This window comes from Herbaspirillum sp. ST 5-3, assembly GCF_004804275.1.
Lineage (GTDB): Bacteria > Pseudomonadota > Gammaproteobacteria > Burkholderiales > Burkholderiaceae_D > Noviherbaspirillum.
On the sequence record NZ_STGI01000009.1, the window covers coordinates 110,298 to 128,920 of the forward strand.

Below are 18,623 nucleotides of genomic sequence, written 5' to 3' on the forward strand. Positions count from 1 at the left end.
CCGCGCGGCCAGGCGCCGTACAGGTCATTTTCCAGGAGTGCCGGCGCTTTCTTTGCCGCCGCCGACCGGCGCGATTTCCTGGCTGCTTCCGTCCACTTGCTTCGCCTGCCCTTCCGGCGCGACCTGACCGGTGCTGGTGGTGTCCTCGTTACCTTGCGCCGCGTCGCTTGCCTGCTCCGTGATCCGCTCCATTTCATCCAATCGAGAGTCGGGCATATCCGGCGTGTCTGGCGGATTCGACGTATTCGGCACGTCCTGCGGCGCCGACGTGCGCGGTGGTGGCGCATGCCTCGGCGGAGCAGGTTCAGGCTGGGGCTTTTCCCAGCCGAACAGCTCGTACACTTTTTCCTTCAGTGAGCCAAAGAAGGAGTCCGGCGGCGTCGGGAAGCGTGCGCTGGAATCGATCAGTTTCGCGCTCAGCGCATGCCGCGCGAAGTCGCCGACGATCGGTAATGCCGTATGCGCGCCCTGCCCCCAGCGGTTGCTGCGGATGGTGACGCGGGCGTCGTTGAAGCCGACCCATGCACCGGTCACGAGGCGCGGGTGCATCAGCATGAACCAGCCGTCCGTATTGTTTTGCGTGGTGCCGGTCTTGCCGGCGAGGTCGGGCCGCGAACCGAGCTGCCATCGAATGGCGCGACCGGTGCCCTGGTCGATCACGGCGCGCAGCATATCGGTCAGGTCGTGAGCCGTCTTTCCCGACAGGACGCGCTTGCTGTCGCTGCTGAAGGTATCGAGCACCTTGCCGTCCTTGTCGACGATGCGGCTGACCAGAATCGGTTTGCGCAGTTCTCCGCCGCTGGCGATGGTGCCGTAGGCGGTTGCCATTTCGAGCAAGCTGACCGGGCTGGTGCCCAGCGCCAGCGCAGGCACCGGATCGAGCGGACTTTGATCGACGCCCAGCCTGCGCGCAAAGCCGGCGACGCGGGCGGGGCCGACCTTCTGCATGACCTGCGCGGTGATGGTGTTCTTCGAGTAGGCAAGACCTTCGCGCAGTGTCATTTCCCGGCCGCTCGGTCCGGTCATGTCGGTGGGCCGCCATACGCTGCCCTTGCCCAAGTCGATTTCAACCTCGGTATCGGCAAAGCGTGTGTCGGGTGTCATGCCTGCTTCGAGTGCAGCACCGTACACGAAGGGCTTGAAGGTCGAACCCGGCTGGCGCTTGGCCTGCGCGACGTGGTCGTACTGATCGATGGCGAAATCGCGGCTGCCGACATAGGCCTTCACATGGCCATTGGACGGATCGAGCGCGACGAAACCGGTTTCCAGCCGCATCTTGTCCGCGCACAGCTCGGCCATGAAAGCGGAATCGGCCTTGAGCTGTTTCAGCGCGCGTTCGGGCGCCGTTCCCTCTTCGACCGCCTTGCGATAGGCATTCGATTCACGCACGAAGGCATCCAGCAGATCGCTTCTTGTTCGCCAGAGGTAACCGGACGGGTAGACCTGCCGGCGCATGCGCGGCGCACCTGCGGGACCGGTCGCCACCTGGCGCGCAGGGCCCACTCCCCATTCGGCATCGGACACCGACTGCAGCACTTGCAACTGGCGAGCCACTGCCTGTTCCGCATAGGACTGCATGCGCGAATCGACCGTCGACACCACCACCAGGCCGTCGGAATACAGGTTGTAGTCATGGCGATCGGCCCAGTCGATCAGCCACTTGCGCACCTGCGCGGCAAGATGGGGAGCGGCGCCGACCGGCTCAGGCTGGCGCGCGAAGTCGAGGCGGATCGGGCGCTTTTTCAGCTTTTCGAATTCGGTCTGGCTCAACGCGCCGCGCCGGGCCATCTGCGCCAGGACGACGTTGCGGCGCTCAAGCGCACGTTCGGGCCGGAGCACCGGGTTGTAGTAGCTGGTGCCCTTCAGCATGCCGACCAGGGTCGCGCTTTCGAGCACGTTCAGGTCCGCGGCGGACTTGTCGAAGTAGGTGCGCGCACCCATTTCGATACCGAAGGCGTTGTACAGGAAAGGCATCGTGTTCAGGTAGGTGAGCAGGATTTCCTTTTTCGAATAGGCGTATTCGATTTTCAGCGCGGTGATCAGCTCCTTGAGCTTGCGCGTGATGGAGCGCTCGCGTCCGATCTCTTCCGGATAGAGGTTGCGCGCGAGCTGCTGCGTGAGCGTGGAACCGCCTTCCGGCCGTCCCTGCAGAGTGCGCAGGATGCCGGCGGCGGTGCGCTTCAGGTCGACGCCGTGGTGTTCGTAGAATCGGTGGTCTTCGGTTGCGATCAGTGCATCGACCACGTGCGGGGAAATTTCATCCAGTTCGACCCACTCGCGGTTCATGCGCTTGAACACGGCCAGTTCCTTGCCATCGGCGGACATCAGGATGCTCGGCGTTTCTGCCTTGGCCTTGCGCAGGTCGGCAATGCCGGGCGTGAACGGAATCAGGATGATCGTGTAAATAAGCAGCAGAACGACGCCGATCGCGCCGCTCGCGATGGCCGATTTTGCCAAAGCGCCAACTCTGGCGGGCCAGCTCAGCGTGGGGTCGACGACCGATTTGAAATAGCCCGCAATACGTGTGGAGAGCCGCAACAGGCGTTCGCGCGGCGTGATGTCTGCTTCCAAAATAACTTCTTCCTACGATCTGGCGATCAGTGAATGGCAGGATGCGCTCTTGCCGAAGGGGAATTATTTTACCTCTTTCATGGTGCGGCCTCGACGTAGCAGAAACGCAAGCAGGCGCCGGGCGCGCTGTTTTGGCGCCAGCGGATATACTGCGAAGCTGTTTCCTCTTCAAGCGGCACGCCGCAGCACACCATGCCAATGACCTACGAACAATATCTGGATGAAGTCACCACGCTCCTGACGGAGATGTTCGACATGAGCGACGAAGACGCGATCAAGCATGTGATGCGCGCGCAGGCGGCGGATTTCTTTACCCTCCACGATGACCTGCCGGAGATGCGCACGCAGGAGCGCGCGGTGCAGGATGCGAAAACCATCTTCGAACAAAAAAACAAGTCGCGTCCCCATACGCCGCCCAAGCATTCGGGCAAGCGCAGGAAATGACAGACGGTGGCGGGGCGCCTGGAGAGAAGGTTCACGCCCCGGCGGGACGAATCACTGACGTTTCAACGCCTCTTTCTTCAGCTTCTTGGCGTCCTTTTTCTCCTTGGGCGTCTTGGCGGGTTCTTTCTTGGTCGTCTTCTTGGTGTCGTGGCTCTTGCTCATGATGTTTGCTCCCGGGTGATAAAAAACGAAAACCGTCTCGCCATTCAGAACTGCAATTCATTATAGGCTTGCATGCCGCGCCGGGAAGCTTGCGCAAGCGCTGCGCGAAAATAATGTTGTCCGCATGACCTCGAATCACGCAATGCAGACGCCTGTCGGGCCTGCTTTCGCCCTGACCGGACGGGATCTTGATACACTCCGGTACCCACACGAACCGCGGCAGGCTTCCTGTTCGCCCCACCCTTCCTTTCTCCGAGCCACGCCATCCCATGAAAACCCCGAAAAGACTCCAGCCGCTCGTTGACGAGGGGCTGGTCGACGAGGTCATCCGTCAGCTCATGAGCGGCAAGGAAGCCACCGTGTATGTGGTGCGCTGCGGCGACGAGATCCGTTGTGCAAAGGTCTACAAGGAGGCCAGCCAGCGCAGCTTCCGTCAGGCAGCCTCCTATCAGGAAGGCCGCAAGGTGCGGAACAGCCGGCAGGCACGTGCGATGGAGAAAGGCACGCGCTACGGACGCAAGATGCAGGAAGAGGTGTGGCAGAACGCCGAGGTGGACGCCTTGTATCGCCTTGCCGCGGCCGGGGTGCGGGTTCCCAGGCCGCATATCTGCTTTGAAGGCGTGCTGTTGATGGACCTGGTGACGGATGCCGGCGGCCATGTGGCGCCGCGTCTCAATGATGTTGAAATGACGGAAGAGCTCGCGCTCTCCTGCCACGCGTACCTGCTGCGGCAAGTGGTCCTGATGCTGTGCGCCGGCGTCATTCACGGCGACCTGTCCGAATACAACATCCTGGTCGACGCCGACGGTCCGGTCATCATCGATCTGCCGCAGGCGGTGGATGCGGCCGGCAACACCGAAGCCGGCCCCATGCTCGAGCGCGATGTCGCCAACCTCGCCACCTATTTCAGCCGGTTTGCGCCGCAGCTCGCGACGACGCAGTACGGCAAGGAAATCTGGGCCCTCTATGGCGCCGGCTTGCTGACGCCGGAGGCCGTGCTGACCGGTCGCGTTGCGGCCGACGACCGGCCGGCGGACGTGGGTGCCGTGATGCGGGAGATCGCACTTGCCCGCAAGGAGGAAGAGGAACGGCTGCGCCGCTTGCAGGAAGCGAACGAGCCTTCCCCTGTCGCATGGGCGTATCGCTAAACGAGATTTCTCAGGAACATGACATGGACGACAGTTTGACGAAGGATGAATTTGAAGCGCTTGCGCAGATTCGACGGGCAAAAAAGGGCGAACGGGTGAGCGCCTGCGTGGCAAGAAATGCCAAACGGCTCATCGGCTTGAAATATGTCTCGGGCGGAAAGGACGGCACGTATACGCTCACGGAACAAGGTCAGCAAACCTTGTTCGTCAAGCGCTGCATCGATGGACTTCGCTCCGTAGCGAATGCCGCGGCGGTGGCCGCCGCACCGGCAACGCTCGATGCGGATGTCGCCACTTTCCTGAGCAGGAAGGGATTGATCGCGCCGAATGCGGCGGACGGGTTCACGCTGACCGAACGCGGGCGAGAGTCGCTGGCGGATATCGATTCGAGGCAGAGCGGGAAGCCGTAGGGACGCTCCGCGCGCTTCATTCACACAGCGGCAGGGACAACGCCTGCAACACATCGCCGCGATCGTCCTGCACAAAGGCGGCAACACCAAGATTTTTCAGCGAGGCATTCAGGGGCAAGGCAATCGTGCGCATAAGTGCAACGCCCTCGCCCGCCGGCGGCACGGACACCGGTCCGAGCCATTCACGCACGACGTAATCATGTCGCAGCGTCACGCCGCCGTTCTCGCCAGCCTTCACCTGGGTCTGCAATCCGTTCTCGTACAGCGCAACGAAGAGGGTCGATGCCCGCCCGGATTTCGCCTGCACTTCGACCGGCAGCTTGCCTTGGCTCGGCCTGCCGAGTGCAATGTGGATATCGGCCTGCGCTCGCTGCGCGTTGATTCCTCTCACCGCATCCTGCACGCCGCGCTGCCAACCGCGGCTCTCGTGGCCGGCGACAAAAATCTCCGGCGTGTAGATGATGCGGCTACCGGCTTGCGCCGACAGCCAACGCTGCCGCTCGCTGAAGGCGCTCCGCGCGAAGGCATCCTTCCAGCCGATATAGTCCCAATAATCGACGTGCAGGGAAAGCGGCACAACCTGCTCGGGCGTCATGCTGCTGCGCAATCCGCTCACGAAGCGATCGGCCGGCGGGCAGCTGCTGCATCCCTCCGAGGTATAGAGTTCAAGCAGCGCGATGGTGTGGAGCGGGCTTTGCTTGCTGCAACCGGGGGCGATGGCGAGAGCGGACAGCGGCGCGGCGCACAGGGCCGCGAGGAACAGGGATTTCATGGCGCCTCCAAAGCATTGCTGACGATAGAACTGAGTCGCGTGAGGCAGACGGACATTACAAAAACATCCGACAAGTTATGGAGTATCTCTTAGCAGGCAGCTTTCCCTACGGTAAAATCACGTCGCCCCCCGCTTCAAGCGCAACAATGGCCGCGTAACCCGCATGCTCATTTACTTGTTCACGGTGTACAAGATTTTCCGCGACAGCCTCTACTACCAGCGGCTGCGAAACGCGCTTCTGCTGATGTTCGCGGTACACGTCCTTGGAACTATCGGCTACCTCGCCATCAGTGGCGGCAAGGCATCCGTCCTCGATGCGCTCTACATGGTTTTCATCACCGTCGCGACTATCGGGTACTCGGAAGTGATCGACATGTCGAACAGCCCCGCCGGCCGGGTATTCACGATGATCGTCGGTTTTACCGGTATCGGCACGCTGACCTATCTTTTTTCGGCGATTACCGCCTTCGTACTCGAAACCAACATCAATCATGCCTACAGGAGATTGCGCATGGAACGCACGATCGCCGCGCTGAGCGGACACTACATCGTCTGCGGCGTGGGCCGCGTTGGCAGCTATATTGCCGATGAACTGCTCAAGACCGAACGCAGTTTTGTCGTGGTCGATGTCAACGAGAAGACGGTGGAGGCCCATTGCGAACGGACTGGACACCAGATCTATCTGACCGGCGACGCCTCGGATGACGATGTTCTGTTGCGTGCCGGCGTGGAGCGTTGCCGCGGCGTGTTTGCCGTATCCGGCGATGACAGCAAGAATCTGGTGATCAGCCTGTCCGCGCGTCAGCTCAATCCGGCAGTACGCATCGTGGCCCGCGTGCATGATCCGCGCAATGCGGACAAGACGCGCCGTGCAGGCGCAGACGAAATCGTGTCGCCGGATTTTACCGGCGGCATGCGCCTGGCCTCGGCCATGCTGCGACCGCATGCGGTGAGCTTCATGGACATGATGCTGCGTACCGAGAACAATCTTCGCGTCGAGGAAGTGGTCGTTCCGAACGACTTCCGGCCATGCACGATTGCGGAGCTTGGACCAAATCCGGACTGGATGCTGGTCGCGATCCGTACCGGCGACAAGTGGGTCTTCAATCCCGGCCCGACTGCGCGTATCGAGCCCGGCCAGGCACTGATTTCGATTGTCAGCCCCGCCGGACGCCGCGCGCTGGAGGCAGCCGTCGGCGCCTCGGGCACCCTCGAGTCCGGATTTCCGCTTTGATGCCGGGAATCGGCGCTTGCGCGTGCTGTAAATGGACTGACGCATGAAGCTATAATCAGGCCAACTCTTTTCCACGAGGTAGGCCGTGCCCAAGCGTTTTTCCGTGTTACACCAATATCTTCTGCCCAAGCAGGCGCTGACCTCGCTCGCCGGGCGCGTTGCGCGTTCGCAAGACGAGCGCTTCACGCCGCAACTGATTCGCTGGTTCGCCAAACGCTACGACGTGAACATGGCGGAAGCGCTCAACCCGGACCTGGCGAGCTACACGAGCTTCAATGCGTTTTTCACGCGCGCACTGCGCGACGGTGCGCGTCCTCTGGCCGATACGGATTTCGTCTGTCCGGTCGATGGCGCGATCAGCCAGTGCGGCGCGATCGAGCACGACCAGATCATCCAGGCCAAAGGCCATCGCTATTCGACCACCGCGCTGGTGGGCGGCGACGGCAAGCTGGCCGAGCGGTTCGACCATGGCAGCTTCGCTACGCTCTACCTCAGCCCGCGCGATTACCACCGCATTCACATGCCCTGCGACGGCCGGCTGACACGCATGATTTATGTGCCGGGATCGCTGTTTTCGGTGAACCCGACGACCGCGCGCGGCGTGCCCGGATTGTTCGCGCGCAACGAGCGCGTGGTGTGCGTGTTCGACTCGGCCTTCGGCCCCTTCGTGCTGGTGCTGGTCGGCGCAACCATTGTGGGCAGCATGGCGACCGTGTGGCACGGCGTGGTGAATCCGCCACGCTCGCGCAAGGTGCGGGAGTGGCATTACACGGATCAGGAAATCGTGTTGAAGAAAGGCGAGGAGATGGGCCGATTCCTGCTTGGTTCCACCGTTGTGCTGCTGTTTCCGCGCGACGTGGTGGAGTTCAATCCCGAATGGGGACCGGGCCGGGCAATTCGCATGGGCGAGGCGATGGGGCGCAAACCCAAGACTTGAGGTTGCAACGCAGGCAGGCGATCGTCCTGCCTTCATCCTTCCTCTTCAGCACTGCATCACTAACATGTCGGGGAAACCTGATGACGCATCAATCCATTCTCCAGTTCTCCATGTCCGGCCGCGGCACCCGCAACATCACGGAAGCCGTGGCGAAAGTGGTGGCGGAGTCCGGCATCCGGACCGGCCTCGCACAAGTCTTCGTGCAGCACACCAGTTGCTCGCTGACGATCACGGAAAATGCCGATCCCGATGTGCGGCGCGATCTTGAAACCATTCTTGCGCGTCTCGCGCCCGATGGCGATCCCGCCTATCGCCATGATCTCGAAGGCGACGACGACATGGCTGCCCATGCGCGCAGCGTGCTTACCGATTCCGGCCTGACGATTCCCGTCGGCGCCGGCCGTCTGCTGCTGGGGACATGGCAAGGGATCTATCTTTGGGAACATCGCACCGGCGCGCAAATGCGCCGCGTCGTAGTCACCGTGCTGAGAGACTGAAAGCATCTGCGGCAAACGCGCCACGCCTTCACATCTTGATTTGGCATCCCGATTTGGGCCTGATATGATGAATTTCTTGCGAGCAACATCACTGCAAGAGCGGTTCATCACGGACTCCGGCCGCTGCCCAAACCGGAGTTTTTCATGAGGACAAGAGGGACGCCATGAATATCGAAGAAGCGCTGGTCAAAGACGGCGAGATGCGTGCGAAGCTTCTTGCGGCGATCGCCGGCAAGTATCAGCTCGACGCCAAAGCCGTCGCAAAGCTTGACGTCTGCATGCTCGGCAATTGGCTGCATGGCGAGGCGGAGCGCAAGTTTCCGTTCGTGAAGAGCTATCGCCCTTGCGTCGATGCGCACGCCGCCTTTCACGCGGAAGTGGAAAAGGTGGTGCGGCAGATCAATCTTGGCGAGTATGAGCAGGCCGAAGCCATGCTGGCCAGCGGCACGCCCTGCGCCAAGGCCTTCGTCGGTCTGGTGACCGCGCTCAAGCAGTTGAAGAAGGATGCGAAGCTGTAGAAAGGCTTCCTTCTATTTCACCGTCACCTTGTACAGCTTCTTCACATCGCGCACATAACGCCGCGTTTCCCTGAACGGCGGCACGCCCTTGTACTTGCGCACATTGCCCGGCCCCGAGTTGTATGCGGCGAGTGCTTCGTCGACGGTCGCGTGATTGGCGATCAGGTATTTCAGGTAGGCGGTTCCCGCATTGATATTGGTTTGCGGATCGTACAGACGCTTGCTGTTGTGCACCCCGACGAACCTCGCGGTTTCCGGCGTGATCTGCATCAGTCCGCGCGCATGCTTGACCGATCGCGCGCCCGGGTTGTATCCCGACTCTTTTTGAATCACCGCATGAATCAGGCTGGCCGGTACGCCGTACTGGCTGGAGGCGTTCAGCACCATCTGGTGATAAGGCTTTTCTTCACAGGCGTTGCACGCGGCGTTCGCCATGATCTGCTCGATGGTCAGGATGTAATCCGGTTCATCGAGCATATCGTTCAAGGGCGATGCACTGGCAACGCGCTTGTGTTTGCGCGGCAGCGGGTCAATGCCGAAGGTGGTCCATTCCAGCAGGATGTCGCGACTGGTGACGCGCATGCGGCGATGTTTCGCCGGGGCGGTACTGACATACGCCGTGTGTGTGACAGCTTGTTGTTCGGTATGCGCGGCAAGGAAATCCGGTGTGCCTGCGCAGGCGCAGAGCAAGAGTGCGGCGGATGCGGCAAGGACAACACTTTTCACATGGCATGCAGCGGCGGCGGATACCTTCTTTCGCGCAAGCGAGCGACCGTCGTTGGCGATCCGTCGTTGATGTAGATGATTGGCAGACATGTTTCCCTCACCGCTGTGCCACGCGGACGCGGCATGGAATCCCGACCATGTGCAAGCGAGAGAAGCGGCGGTGAGGGCGGAAAGCGGCGTGCAGCAGGAAGACGGCGGCGATCGGCGATCGCGCTCGGGAAGAAAGCATCCCCCGTGTCATTCGTTCTGGCAGCCCTGCTGTCTTAGGTTCAGCACCCTTAGACCAGAAGCTTTGCGTCCCCGCTTTTCAACGGGTTTGCCCATATCGGGACGATTACTGAGTTGTCTTGCGTGCGCGTGAAGCCGGGCATGCAAGGCAGGCGTTCAGTACGAGCATAGCGTCTTTGCTTGCCCGAGGGAAATCAATTACCACGATACGATATGAAAGCTTCAACTTCCGATGGTGATTCGTTGTGACGATGCTACCGAAGTTGGCTGCTTGGCATATCAAATTTGCATGTACAAGCGAGCGAAGCATCCAGTGGATCGCCTGCACAGCCGGATGTCAGCCGCACCCAGGTGTTCCGTGAAGGGTGATGAATGATCTTTCCGCGCAAGGTGAGGTAGTGAAGCGCGATCTCGACCACGCCACGGGATTCCGTGCCCGCGCCTGCAACGTCATACCAGGCCGAGCGGATTTCCTCGGCGGTCATGGGTTCGCGGCCGTCGCCGGTAAAGCTCGGACAGCTTGTTTCGATGTCGGCGCGTGCTGCGTCATCGGCGATTCGAACGGCCAGTTCAAGCGTATTGGCATAGGTCTCATCCAGCTGCATTTTTTCTCCTCTGTCACAGCGGCCAGTGCGGCACTTCCGCTGGCATCGCTGAAATTTTATCCCGGACAGGTGCATTTTAAACTACATGGGTTAAACTTATCTCGTGCGGTTGATGCTCCTGAAAAAGCATGTCGCACAATGGGCGCCATGCCTACCAGTGAAGAAAAAACAGCATTCTCCAAGCGGCTGAAGCTCGCTTTGCGCCGCAGTCCGGAAGCCGTGCGCGGCGCGACCGAACTTGCATTGCGCTTCAATCTACGGCACCTGGGAAGCGCAGTCTCTGCGCAGACCGCGCACAAGTGGCTGACCGGAAGAGCGATACCGACCAAGGAAAAGCTGGCAACCCTGGCCGCATGGCTGCAGGTCAGCGAACACTGGCTGCACTATGGGCCGCCAAGCGATGGAACATTGAGTGTGAGGGAAGACCCGGCGGAATATGAAGCGCCGCGGACCGGCAAGTCGTCCACGGCGGCGAAGAACGCGGGAAAACCCGCGCCCGATGCGCTCCTGCTCGCGCAAAAAATTCATGCCTTGCCACCACATCGCCGCTACCTGGTCGAGGAACTGGTGGCGCAACTTCTGGAAGCCGGCGAATGACGAACGAAGCAAGGCGGCGGCCAGAGCTCGTTATACTTCCACTGGCATCCTCCCGGAACCCTTATTCAGCAACAGACTGTTGACCCTGCATGGAAAACCTGGATACACTCGGCTCGCTGGGCCTGACACTTCCTTCGCCGGCCTACCTGATCGGTGCCATCCTTTTTGGCATCATCGGTTTCGCCGCGTATCGCTATGGCAAGAAAACCTCGCGCGGCACCACCAAGTGGATCGGCGTCGGGCTGATGCTCTATCCCTATGCGGTATCGCAGACATGGATGCTTTATCTGGTCGGCGTTGCCTTGTGCGCGGGCTTGTACTTCTATCGCGAGTAAGCGGAATTCCCGCCCTCACGCAAGTCAACCCGAGGGCGGGATGCTGACCAGTTCCTTGCGGATTTCGCGCAGCTTCTTTTTGATTCTCGCTGCGTTGTCATTGCCGATGCGCAGCATCAACTTGTGGCCCGCCGACAGCGATTCCAGTGCGGGATCTGCAAACTTGTAAAAAACATGCGGCTGAACCAGCGCGATCGGACCTTCGCTTTGCGGCGCATCCAGCAGATGGTCGATGACGGCGACGAGACGATCGTTAAAGTAGCCGTCGGGATAACCGAGGTCACGATAGGTTTGCTGAAAGAGCGGATACAACCTTGTGTAGGCGGCGACGAAAGTCCTGGCATCCACCATCTCGGCGAGGCGAATGAAGGGTATGTAGCGCGCAAAATTCTCCGGGGACATGGTGAGCGTTTCGCCCTCGCCCGCCGTGCGCAGCTTGCCGCCGATCGGCTTGGTCGGCATCAACTGCGCGGAGACCACCTTGCGCGGAAGATTGTCGATGGTCACCACGACGCGCCGTATCACTTCCTCAGGCTGGAAGAACTGGCGCGCCTTCTTGCCGAATACTTCGGTGAGCGCGTTCAAGGCCGCCGGGTCGCTCTGCGCGAGCGCGGGAAGCGGCTTCTCGGCCTTTTCAGGAACCGGATACTTGATCGCGGGCGCAGCGCTTGCAACGGGCGGGGCCGGCGCTGCAGCCGGCGGTTCGGCGGGCGCGATGGGCGGCGGCTGATAGGTCGGTCCTTGTCGCCAGAGGTAAACCGAAAATCCTGCCACGCCAAGCACGATGACGGCAAACAACCATCCCAGGGTTTTCTTCATCTATCGACTCCTCGCTCTGCAACAAACCTGCGATCACCTTACCTTCAATCTTCGCATCAGGTCGGAAAAGACGGTGCGCGACACGGAATCGCTTATGATGTCGCCGGACGCGGCGGCCGGATCGTCGTCGGCATACGCTTCTGCAAGATTTTTCCAGCCTTTGCTGGCGGCAAAGCGGCCGAATTCTTCCGGCGCCTCGAGCACGATCAGCTTGTCGTCCTGCAGGCCGAGATCGCCTGCGCCGAAGTCCGGGCCGACGTAGCCGAGGAAGCGCAGCCGTGACATGATCTGCTTGATCAGAAGCGCGTCCTCGTACAGAGGTTCGTCTTCCATTGACGAGACGAAATCGACGTAGACGTCGATAATTGCATAGCCTTCATCGAAGATCCGGATACCATGGAGGTCCCAGGCGCGGCCCGATGAATCGGTGACGCTGAATGGCCCGCTGAGTTGAATGAGGTTTTCACTGTCCATATTAGAACTCGTTTCACAAATAGGAGGGCTCGCGAAGGCGGTCTGGACGGATGCAGTGCAAGACGCGGCGCGACGCGCAGGGTGGCCCCCTGCGCTAGCGGACTCGGCGTCCCCTCTTACGCCGCAATGCGCCGTCCAGACCACCTTCCCGGAGGGTTCGCACCAGAATCGGCGTTGGACTGCGTTGTGCTCCTTGCGAATAGGCACCGCTATTCGACGCGTCGCACGCCTTGCCAGCACCGATTCTGGTGCGAACGCGAACCCTCCTATTTATGAAATGAGTTCTAGCCTACACCAAGCAAGCTAGCCTTACCTGACAATAGAAAATCATGCACAAAAGCAAACGCCCTGCCCTGAAAAAAACCGTTGAAGAAAATCAGGATGATGCGCTGGCGCACAAGCTGGCCTCGCTGGCGATCGAACTCGACGCGCGCAAGGATCGCGTTGCAAAAACCGATAACTCGAAAAACGACGAGGCCGATTTTCATCGGCTCATCCGGAAGTGCCTGCAACAAAAAAAGGACGAAGCCTTGCAGGAAGCAATCGATATCGCGGAAGAAAGCGATCGAGACGCCTGCCGGCTTCTGCGCGAGAACATCGAGGAAGCCTCGGAAAACGTGGTGTTCCGGCGCGAGGATGGCCGCGAGCTGGAGGTCAATGCCTTCGTCGTTCCGCTGTTCGCGCGCTCCGGCGGCGGCCTGCGCGCGGAGCAATGCTTTCAGGACGAGGAAGCATTCGATTTGCTGCGCACGAGTTTTCTGGAAGCGCAACTTGAAAGCCGCGATGCCAGCGTGGTGCTGGTCAGCCATGCCTACCATCCCGACGAGATTCGCGGGATTACCTACAGCCAGATCAATGCCATGGTGCGGGAAGCCTACGACTCCATGACGCGCAAGAAGGCGGTTGCGGCGCCGGCCATCGAGCAAAGCATGAGCGGCTGGCCGGAAAGTCATTTCGCGCCGGACGACGTGGCGGTCGAACTGCGATTCCTGCTTGGCTTCACGTTGAAGCGGATGGATGATCCGTTTTACCAGGTGCCCAAAAAAGAAGCAGCGGCCGATGCGTATTTCGAGACGCGCGCGAAACGCTTCCAGCAATGGGCGCAGCAGGTCGCGCCGCTGGTCAAGCGTTGCCTGGTCACCGACGGACGCGATGTCGAGATCGACTTCCTCTATCAGGATCTTTTCCATGGCGGGACCGCGCGCGGATTCGCCGAATACGACACGCTGCAAATGATGGCCGAGCTGCATCATGGCCTGGATGATCACGGCATCGATCCGGAGCATGCCCACGCGGTCGTCGGCCCGACCGACATCGATGGCGAAATGTTCGTGCGCGTGAACCTGCATGCGAACGCGGACGATGCGCTGCTCGTTTCATCGGAAAAAGCGATCGGCACGGCGGGTGACTGGATGAGCGAAGTCGAGGATGCCTGCGATGCGCTGACGACGATCGGCGTGAAGTCGGTGTCGCTCGCCATGAAGTACGATGCGGAGGGCAATGCGGTCGATGTGCGGCCGTATAAGCGCTAAGGACACGCGTTTTCAGCGCCGGGCAATTCTCCCTGACTGTGGGTAAAATGTCACACCATGCTTTCCAGACGGAAATGGCATGGGAAAAAACCACGAGAAGTGAATCGCCCGCAGCAGTTTCCGCAGACGGGCACGCGAGCACAGGGAATCGGAGACATGGCGCGTTTGGGCTGTTTATTGATGGCTGGCGGCTGGGTGAGATCCGCGGCGCGTGCAATGGCCTTGTGCGTGCTGCATGCGCTGATCCTGGGGGCCGCACCCACTGCCCTGGCGAGCGACGTGGCCGAGCTGTCCGCATCGGTCGACGAATATCCGCTTGGCCGCCATCTCCAGTTTCTGGAAGACCCTTCGGGCGCCCTGACCCTGCAGGATCTTTTGTCGGGCAGATTCGATCAAGGCTTCGCGCATAACCGGAGCGATTCGCCCAATTTCGGTTTTACCGATTCCTCCTACTGGTTCAGGATCGACCTGCTCAACCGCGAAACCATCGCGTCGGAATGGCTGCTGGAATTGCAGTATCCCCTGCTCGACTATGTCGACGTCCATTTGATCTACGCGGGGCCGGACAAGCGCGTCGTGTCGTATCGCGGCGGCGACAGGCTTCCGTTCTCGCAACGGCAGGTAAAACATCACAACATGGTGTTCAAGGTGCCCATGAAGGCAGGCGAAGCGGTGAGCCTGCTGATGCGCGTGCGCACCGACAGTTCGATGCAGGTGCCGATGACCTTGTGGCGCCCGCACGCCCTGCTCGAACGAGACCAGAAAGAGCATCTGGTGCAAGGCGCCTACTACGGCATCCTGATCGCGATGCTGCTGTTCAACCTGATGATCTATCTGTCGATACGCGACATCAACTATCTGTTCTATGTCGGCTATCTCGCCAGCATCCTGCTGTTCCAAAGCACGCTCAACGGCCTCGCGTTCGAATACCTGTGGCCGGACAATCCATGGTGGGGAAATGTCTCGACGCCTTTTTCCATCGGCCTGGTGTACACCGCGATCATGCAGTTTTCGCGCGAGTTTCTTCAGTTGCGAAAAAACCTGCCGCGGATGGATAAGGTGTTCAAGGTCTTCCTGTGGCTCTTCGTCATGGTGATGCTGGTCTCCTTTGCGTTGAACTACACCGTGGCGATCAAGATGGCGACCTTCCTGACGATGATTGCCACGGTGCTCCTCTTTTTCACCGGTTCGCTGTGCCTGAAGAACGGCGTACTCCACGCCAAATACTTCATGCTGGCGTGGACGGTCCTGCTGGTGTTTGTCTTTGTCTACACCCTGAAGACCTTCGGCATACTGCCGCACGTATTCATCACGGAATACGGACTGCAGATCGGCGCAGCGCTGGAAACCATCCTGCTGTCCTATGCGCTGGCACACCGCTTGCGATTGCTGCGGCTGGAGAATGAGAGCATTCAGCGCGGCATCACGGAAACGCTCGAGCGACGTGTCCGCGAACGGACATCCGAACTTGATCAGGCACTGAACAACCTGGCCGACGCCAACCGCAAGCTGACCGAGTTAAGCCATATCGACGGTCTCACCGGCGTCGGCAATCGCGCCTACTTCAACCAGGTCCTGTGCAATGAATGGCGGCGTTCGCTACGCGCCGGCGAGCCGGTCAGCCTGCTCCTGCTCGACATCGATCACTTCAAGAAGGTCAACGACACCTACGGCCATCTGGCCGGCGACATGTGCCTGAAACAGGTTGCGAACGCCATACGCGCCGTGCTGCAGCGCCCGGCAGATGGCGTGTTCCGCCTCGGCGGCGAGGAATTCGTCGTACTGCTGCCCGGGACCGATCCCCAAGGGGCGTTCCACGTGGCCGAACGCATACGGCAAGAAGTCGCGCGCGTCGAGGTCAGGTTCGAGGCGCACATCATCGCTGTCACGGTGAGCATCGGCGTCAATTCGGTTGTAGCGGACAGCGCTTCCGAAGAAGAGTCACTGATCCACGACGCGGACCTTGCGATGTACGAAGCGAAAAACAAGGGACGCAACTGCACCTGTCTGTTCAAGTCGTCGCAAGCGCCATCACTGATGCCCTCTGACCCGATCGGTCCGTGATCTCCGTTCCCTTGCCGCTCGCGTATCGCCCCTGCCTTCTTGCGAATAGTTGACGGATTTCGTCAAGCTTGAGCCGGGCGCACTCCCCGGATAAGGCGGAGTGCCATTCTGTTGAAATCCAATAACAGTTTGATATTCCTCAGTCGCATGAATTGCGTTAGAGGTACTCTGAAAACGGCCTTCTTCGTTCTGCACAGGTCCGGGCCCTCCGGGTCAATCCAATACGACGAATAACATAAGGAGAAGCTAGCATGAAACAGGGAACACCCATCCTCGCCCTCGTCATCAGCGCACTGATTTCCTATCCCGTCCTCGCACAAGACACCGCCAAGCCGAAGACTCGCGCTGAGGTCAAGGCGGAAACCGCAAAAGCCGCCAAGGCCGGTGAACTGAACAAGAACACCGAGTGCACGGACTCTCCTCGCTGCGACGCGGGAAAAACGCGCGCCGAAGTCAAGGCTGAAACCGCAAAAGCCGCCAAGACCGGCGAACTGAACAAGAACATTGAGTGCCCCGATGTGCCTCGAACCAAGGGCACCAGGACCCGTGCCGAGGTCAAGGCCGAAACTGCGCAAGCAGCCAAGGCTGGCGAGCTCAACAAGAACCTGGAATGCGCGGACATCCCTCCCAAGACCAAGGGCGCCAAGTAAGCTTGCACCGCAAGGCGATGCTTGTCCGAGACTGATGGCGAAGAAGCGATGTGCTTTTTCGCCCTGTCAGACGTACTGCTTCCTCGATACAGCTCGAACTCGTCGCGGATGACGGCCTTGCGCCTGCAGGGCGGCTGCGAACTTCAGCCAGGCGGCCACCTCGCCCGGCATTGCCGGCCTCCCCCGGGCCGCTCAGCGCCTCATTTTCCTCAAACACTCTTGCCGCCTCGGCCGGCACAAGATTTTCCGCGACCAGCCCACGCGTGCTGCGACACGACGTACAATGAAATTCCTCAAGCTGCTTTCGCACAGTAGTCGGCATGACAACACTCCCCTCCGGCATCGCGCCCTGGACGGAATTCCTGAGCGCCAAGGAAGTCCCGGTCCTGCGCCAGACCGCGCATTCCATCGCGCAAGCACACGAGCGCGCCGACCGCATCAATATCCGCGAAATTGCCGACATCGTTTTGCATGATCCGCTGATGACAGTGCGCCTGCTGCGCTTCAGCGCGCGCAATCGCGGGCGGCGCCAGCTGCAGGACATCTCGACCGTCGAGCACGCAGTGATGATGCTGGGCGTCGAACCCTTCTTTCACCACTTCTCGCAATTCGACATCGCCGAGGAACGTCTCGCGCAGCATCCGAAGGCACTGCTCGGCCTGCTGCATGTCATTCGACGCGCGCAGCGGGCGGCGCGTTACGCTGCGGATTGGGCAATGTGGCGCTGCGATCTGAACAGCGAGGAAGTGGCGGTTGCCGCCCTGCTGCACGACCTGGCCGAGATGCTGCTCTGGTGCTTCGCGCCGCAGCAGGCGATGGAGATTGCCGAGCTGCGCAGGACACATCCCGCAATGCGCAGCGCCGACGCGCAGCAAAGCGTGCTGCGGTTTTCGCTGCATGGCTTGCAGGAATCGCTCTGCCGGGCCTGGGAACTGCCTGAACTGTTGTTGAGCCTGATGGACGATGCGCACAGCGAGCGGCCGCGGGTCAAGAACGTCAAGCTCGCCGTCGACCTGGCGCGCCATTCGTCCCAGGGCTGGGACGATCCGGCGCTGCCGGATGATTTCCGTGCGATCGCCAGGCTGATGAATATCGACGAGGAGACCTTGAAGCTCAGGCTTGGTTTGAAGGGCTTGGGCGAGATGAACGAGCCACAAGCCCCTCCCTCGCCGCCCGGCTAGAACCCTGACCGGGCCACGCGTGCGTGCCGGCTCCAGGATTCACACCGGAATTCAGAAGTATTTCTTGACGACCTCGCCGAATGCATCTTCGACGGACTTGCCCTGCTTCATCAGCTGGGTGATCTCTTCAGTGTATTCGGAGATTCTCGGCGGCAGCGATTGCCGGTTATTCTTGAAGTATTCATAGCGCTGCGCGGCGAATTGTTCCTCCAGCTTGGCCGCACTGGTGCGCGTCCCGCCGCTGCCGGCGCGAACGACGCGCGACGTGCGCGACGCGGGGCGCGAACTGGCACCGATCCCGGAAATGGCAGCCTTGATCTGATCCACGGTGAAGATCGGCGTGGCGTTGACGCCGGTGAATTCATCGCCCTCGACGCGGAACAGGTGATGGTTGCGGTCGAAGGCCATTGTCTTGTCAAAGGTATTCACGACCTGATAGCTCGGCTCGGAACCGCCGCTGATGAGCGAAAACTGAACGCGATCGCCGTATTCGCCCATTTTCTCCAGGACGCCTTTGAGATATTCGACCGGAAGGGTGTCAAAGTTGCCGTTCCAGCGTTTGCTTCGTGATGTGACCAATGTAATGTGCCTCAAGAAAAGTTACTGATATGCATGTGCCTCGCCATTCGTGACGTGGGCGCAAAAAGGTATCGGGGGGCGCATTATCTCGCAACTTGCGGAAGATCGCTTTGATCTTGTCGTGACGGCCTTGCTCTTTC

Annotated in this window: 19 protein-coding genes and 1 riboswitch; of the genes, 13 read left to right on the forward strand and 6 right to left on the reverse strand. The window is 60.5% G+C overall.

Translation table 11 applies throughout. The annotated features are described in order from the left end of the window. Positions 1 to 24 precede the first annotated feature (24 nt). A complete protein-coding gene (locus E6W33_RS17615; RefSeq protein ID WP_247869690.1) occupies positions 25 to 2,457 on the reverse strand; it encodes a transglycosylase domain-containing protein in 2,433 nt (810 codons plus the stop codon). Between the two features lie 312 nt (positions 2,458 to 2,769). Between E6W33_RS17615 and E6W33_RS17620 the strand changes: the two genes are divergently transcribed. The 3 genes from E6W33_RS17620 (at position 2,770) to E6W33_RS17630 (ending at position 4,735) form a co-directional block, all read left to right on the forward strand. Next, positions 2,770 to 3,015, forward strand: coding sequence for a hypothetical protein (locus E6W33_RS17620; protein WP_136418624.1), 246 nt, complete (start codon positions 2,770 to 2,772; stop codon positions 3,013 to 3,015). 431 nt (positions 3,016 to 3,446) lie between these two features. Next, entirely contained in the window at positions 3,447 to 4,325 is an 879-nt protein-coding gene (locus E6W33_RS17625; protein WP_136418625.1) for a PA4780 family RIO1-like protein kinase, read from the forward strand. A gap of 23 nt (positions 4,326 to 4,348) precedes the next feature. After that, positions 4,349 to 4,735, forward strand: coding sequence for a hypothetical protein (locus E6W33_RS17630; RefSeq protein WP_136418626.1), 387 nt, complete (start codon positions 4,349 to 4,351; stop codon positions 4,733 to 4,735). A 16-nt stretch (positions 4,736 to 4,751) separates the two neighbouring features. On the opposite strand, the gene E6W33_RS17635 is transcribed toward E6W33_RS17630, so the two are convergent. Beyond that, positions 4,752 to 5,507: a DUF1223 domain-containing protein gene (locus E6W33_RS17635; RefSeq protein WP_136418627.1), complete on the reverse strand. Its 756-nt coding sequence runs from the start codon at positions 5,505 to 5,507 to the stop codon at positions 4,752 to 4,754. A gap of 163 nt (positions 5,508 to 5,670) precedes the next feature. On the opposite strand from E6W33_RS17635, the gene E6W33_RS17640 reads away from it, so the two are divergent. The 4 genes from E6W33_RS17640 (at position 5,671) to E6W33_RS17655 (ending at position 8,693) form a co-directional block, all read left to right on the forward strand. Beyond that, the gene (locus E6W33_RS17640; protein WP_136418628.1) at positions 5,671 to 6,741 is read left to right on the forward strand and encodes a potassium channel family protein; all 1,071 of its coding nucleotides are present in this window, start codon (positions 5,671 to 5,673) and stop codon (positions 6,739 to 6,741) included. An 85-nt stretch (positions 6,742 to 6,826) separates the two neighbouring features. After that, entirely contained in the window at positions 6,827 to 7,678 is an 852-nt protein-coding gene (gene asd / locus E6W33_RS17645) for an archaetidylserine decarboxylase (RefSeq protein WP_136418629.1), read from the forward strand. 80 nt (positions 7,679 to 7,758) lie between these two features. Continuing rightward, a complete protein-coding gene (locus tag E6W33_RS17650) occupies positions 7,759 to 8,175 on the forward strand; it encodes a secondary thiamine-phosphate synthase enzyme YjbQ (RefSeq protein ID WP_136418630.1) in 417 nt (138 codons plus the stop codon). 164 nt (positions 8,176 to 8,339) lie between these two features. Next, positions 8,340 to 8,693 (forward strand): CZB domain-containing protein, encoded by a 354-nt coding sequence (locus tag E6W33_RS17655; protein WP_136418631.1) that lies wholly within the window; start codon positions 8,340 to 8,342, stop codon positions 8,691 to 8,693. Positions 8,694 to 8,705: 12 nt separating this feature from the next. On the opposite strand, the gene E6W33_RS17660 is transcribed toward E6W33_RS17655, so the two are convergent. Beyond that, positions 8,706 to 9,509 carry a lytic transglycosylase domain-containing protein gene (locus E6W33_RS17660; protein WP_136418632.1) on the reverse strand — a complete coding sequence of 268 codons (804 nt, stop codon included), beginning with the start codon at positions 9,507 to 9,509 and terminating at the stop codon, positions 8,706 to 8,708. 155 nt (positions 9,510 to 9,664) lie between these two features. Then, positions 9,665 to 9,750, reverse strand: a riboswitch (cyclic di-GMP riboswitch). A gap of 649 nt (positions 9,751 to 10,399) precedes the next feature. On the opposite strand from E6W33_RS17660, the gene E6W33_RS17665 reads away from it, so the two are divergent. Further along, positions 10,400 to 10,849, forward strand: coding sequence for a transcriptional regulator (locus tag E6W33_RS17665; protein WP_136418752.1), 450 nt, complete (start codon positions 10,400 to 10,402; stop codon positions 10,847 to 10,849). 89 nt (positions 10,850 to 10,938) lie between these two features. Continuing rightward, positions 10,939 to 11,184 carry a hypothetical protein gene (locus E6W33_RS17670; RefSeq protein WP_136418633.1) on the forward strand — a complete coding sequence of 82 codons (246 nt, stop codon included), beginning with the start codon at positions 10,939 to 10,941 and terminating at the stop codon, positions 11,182 to 11,184. 24 nt (positions 11,185 to 11,208) lie between these two features. Here the strand turns inward: E6W33_RS17670 and E6W33_RS17675 are convergent, their stop codons facing one another. Beyond that, positions 11,209 to 12,003: a DUF3014 domain-containing protein gene (locus tag E6W33_RS17675; RefSeq protein ID WP_136418634.1), complete on the reverse strand. Its 795-nt coding sequence runs from the start codon at positions 12,001 to 12,003 to the stop codon at positions 11,209 to 11,211. A 33-nt stretch (positions 12,004 to 12,036) separates the two neighbouring features. Further along, the gene (locus E6W33_RS17680; protein ID WP_247869683.1) at positions 12,037 to 12,477 is read right to left on the reverse strand and encodes a DUF4861 domain-containing protein; all 441 of its coding nucleotides are present in this window, start codon (positions 12,475 to 12,477) and stop codon (positions 12,037 to 12,039) included. Between the two features lie 329 nt (positions 12,478 to 12,806). Here E6W33_RS17680 and E6W33_RS17685 point away from each other — a divergent pair, with 329 nt between their 5' ends. The 4 genes from E6W33_RS17685 (at position 12,807) to E6W33_RS17700 (ending at position 17,904) form a co-directional block, all read left to right on the forward strand. Then, positions 12,807 to 14,009 carry a DUF2863 family protein gene (locus tag E6W33_RS17685; RefSeq protein WP_136418635.1) on the forward strand — a complete coding sequence of 401 codons (1,203 nt, stop codon included), beginning with the start codon at positions 12,807 to 12,809 and terminating at the stop codon, positions 14,007 to 14,009. Positions 14,010 to 14,165: 156 nt separating this feature from the next. Continuing rightward, a complete protein-coding gene (locus E6W33_RS17690) occupies positions 14,166 to 16,073 on the forward strand; it encodes a diguanylate cyclase (protein ID WP_168798682.1) in 1,908 nt (635 codons plus the stop codon). Between the two features lie 251 nt (positions 16,074 to 16,324). Next, positions 16,325 to 16,723 (forward strand): DUF4148 domain-containing protein, encoded by a 399-nt coding sequence (locus tag E6W33_RS17695; RefSeq protein WP_136418637.1) that lies wholly within the window; start codon positions 16,325 to 16,327, stop codon positions 16,721 to 16,723. A gap of 320 nt (positions 16,724 to 17,043) precedes the next feature. Beyond that, on the forward strand, positions 17,044 to 17,904 hold the full coding sequence (locus E6W33_RS17700) for an HDOD domain-containing protein (RefSeq protein ID WP_136418638.1): 861 nt from the start codon (positions 17,044 to 17,046) through the stop codon (positions 17,902 to 17,904). Between the two features lie 51 nt (positions 17,905 to 17,955). Here E6W33_RS17700 and E6W33_RS17705 read toward each other — a convergent pair whose 3' ends face one another. Continuing rightward, positions 17,956 to 18,483 (reverse strand): hypothetical protein, encoded by a 528-nt coding sequence (locus E6W33_RS17705; protein WP_136418639.1) that lies wholly within the window; start codon positions 18,481 to 18,483, stop codon positions 17,956 to 17,958. Positions 18,484 to 18,623: the final 140 nt, after the last annotated feature.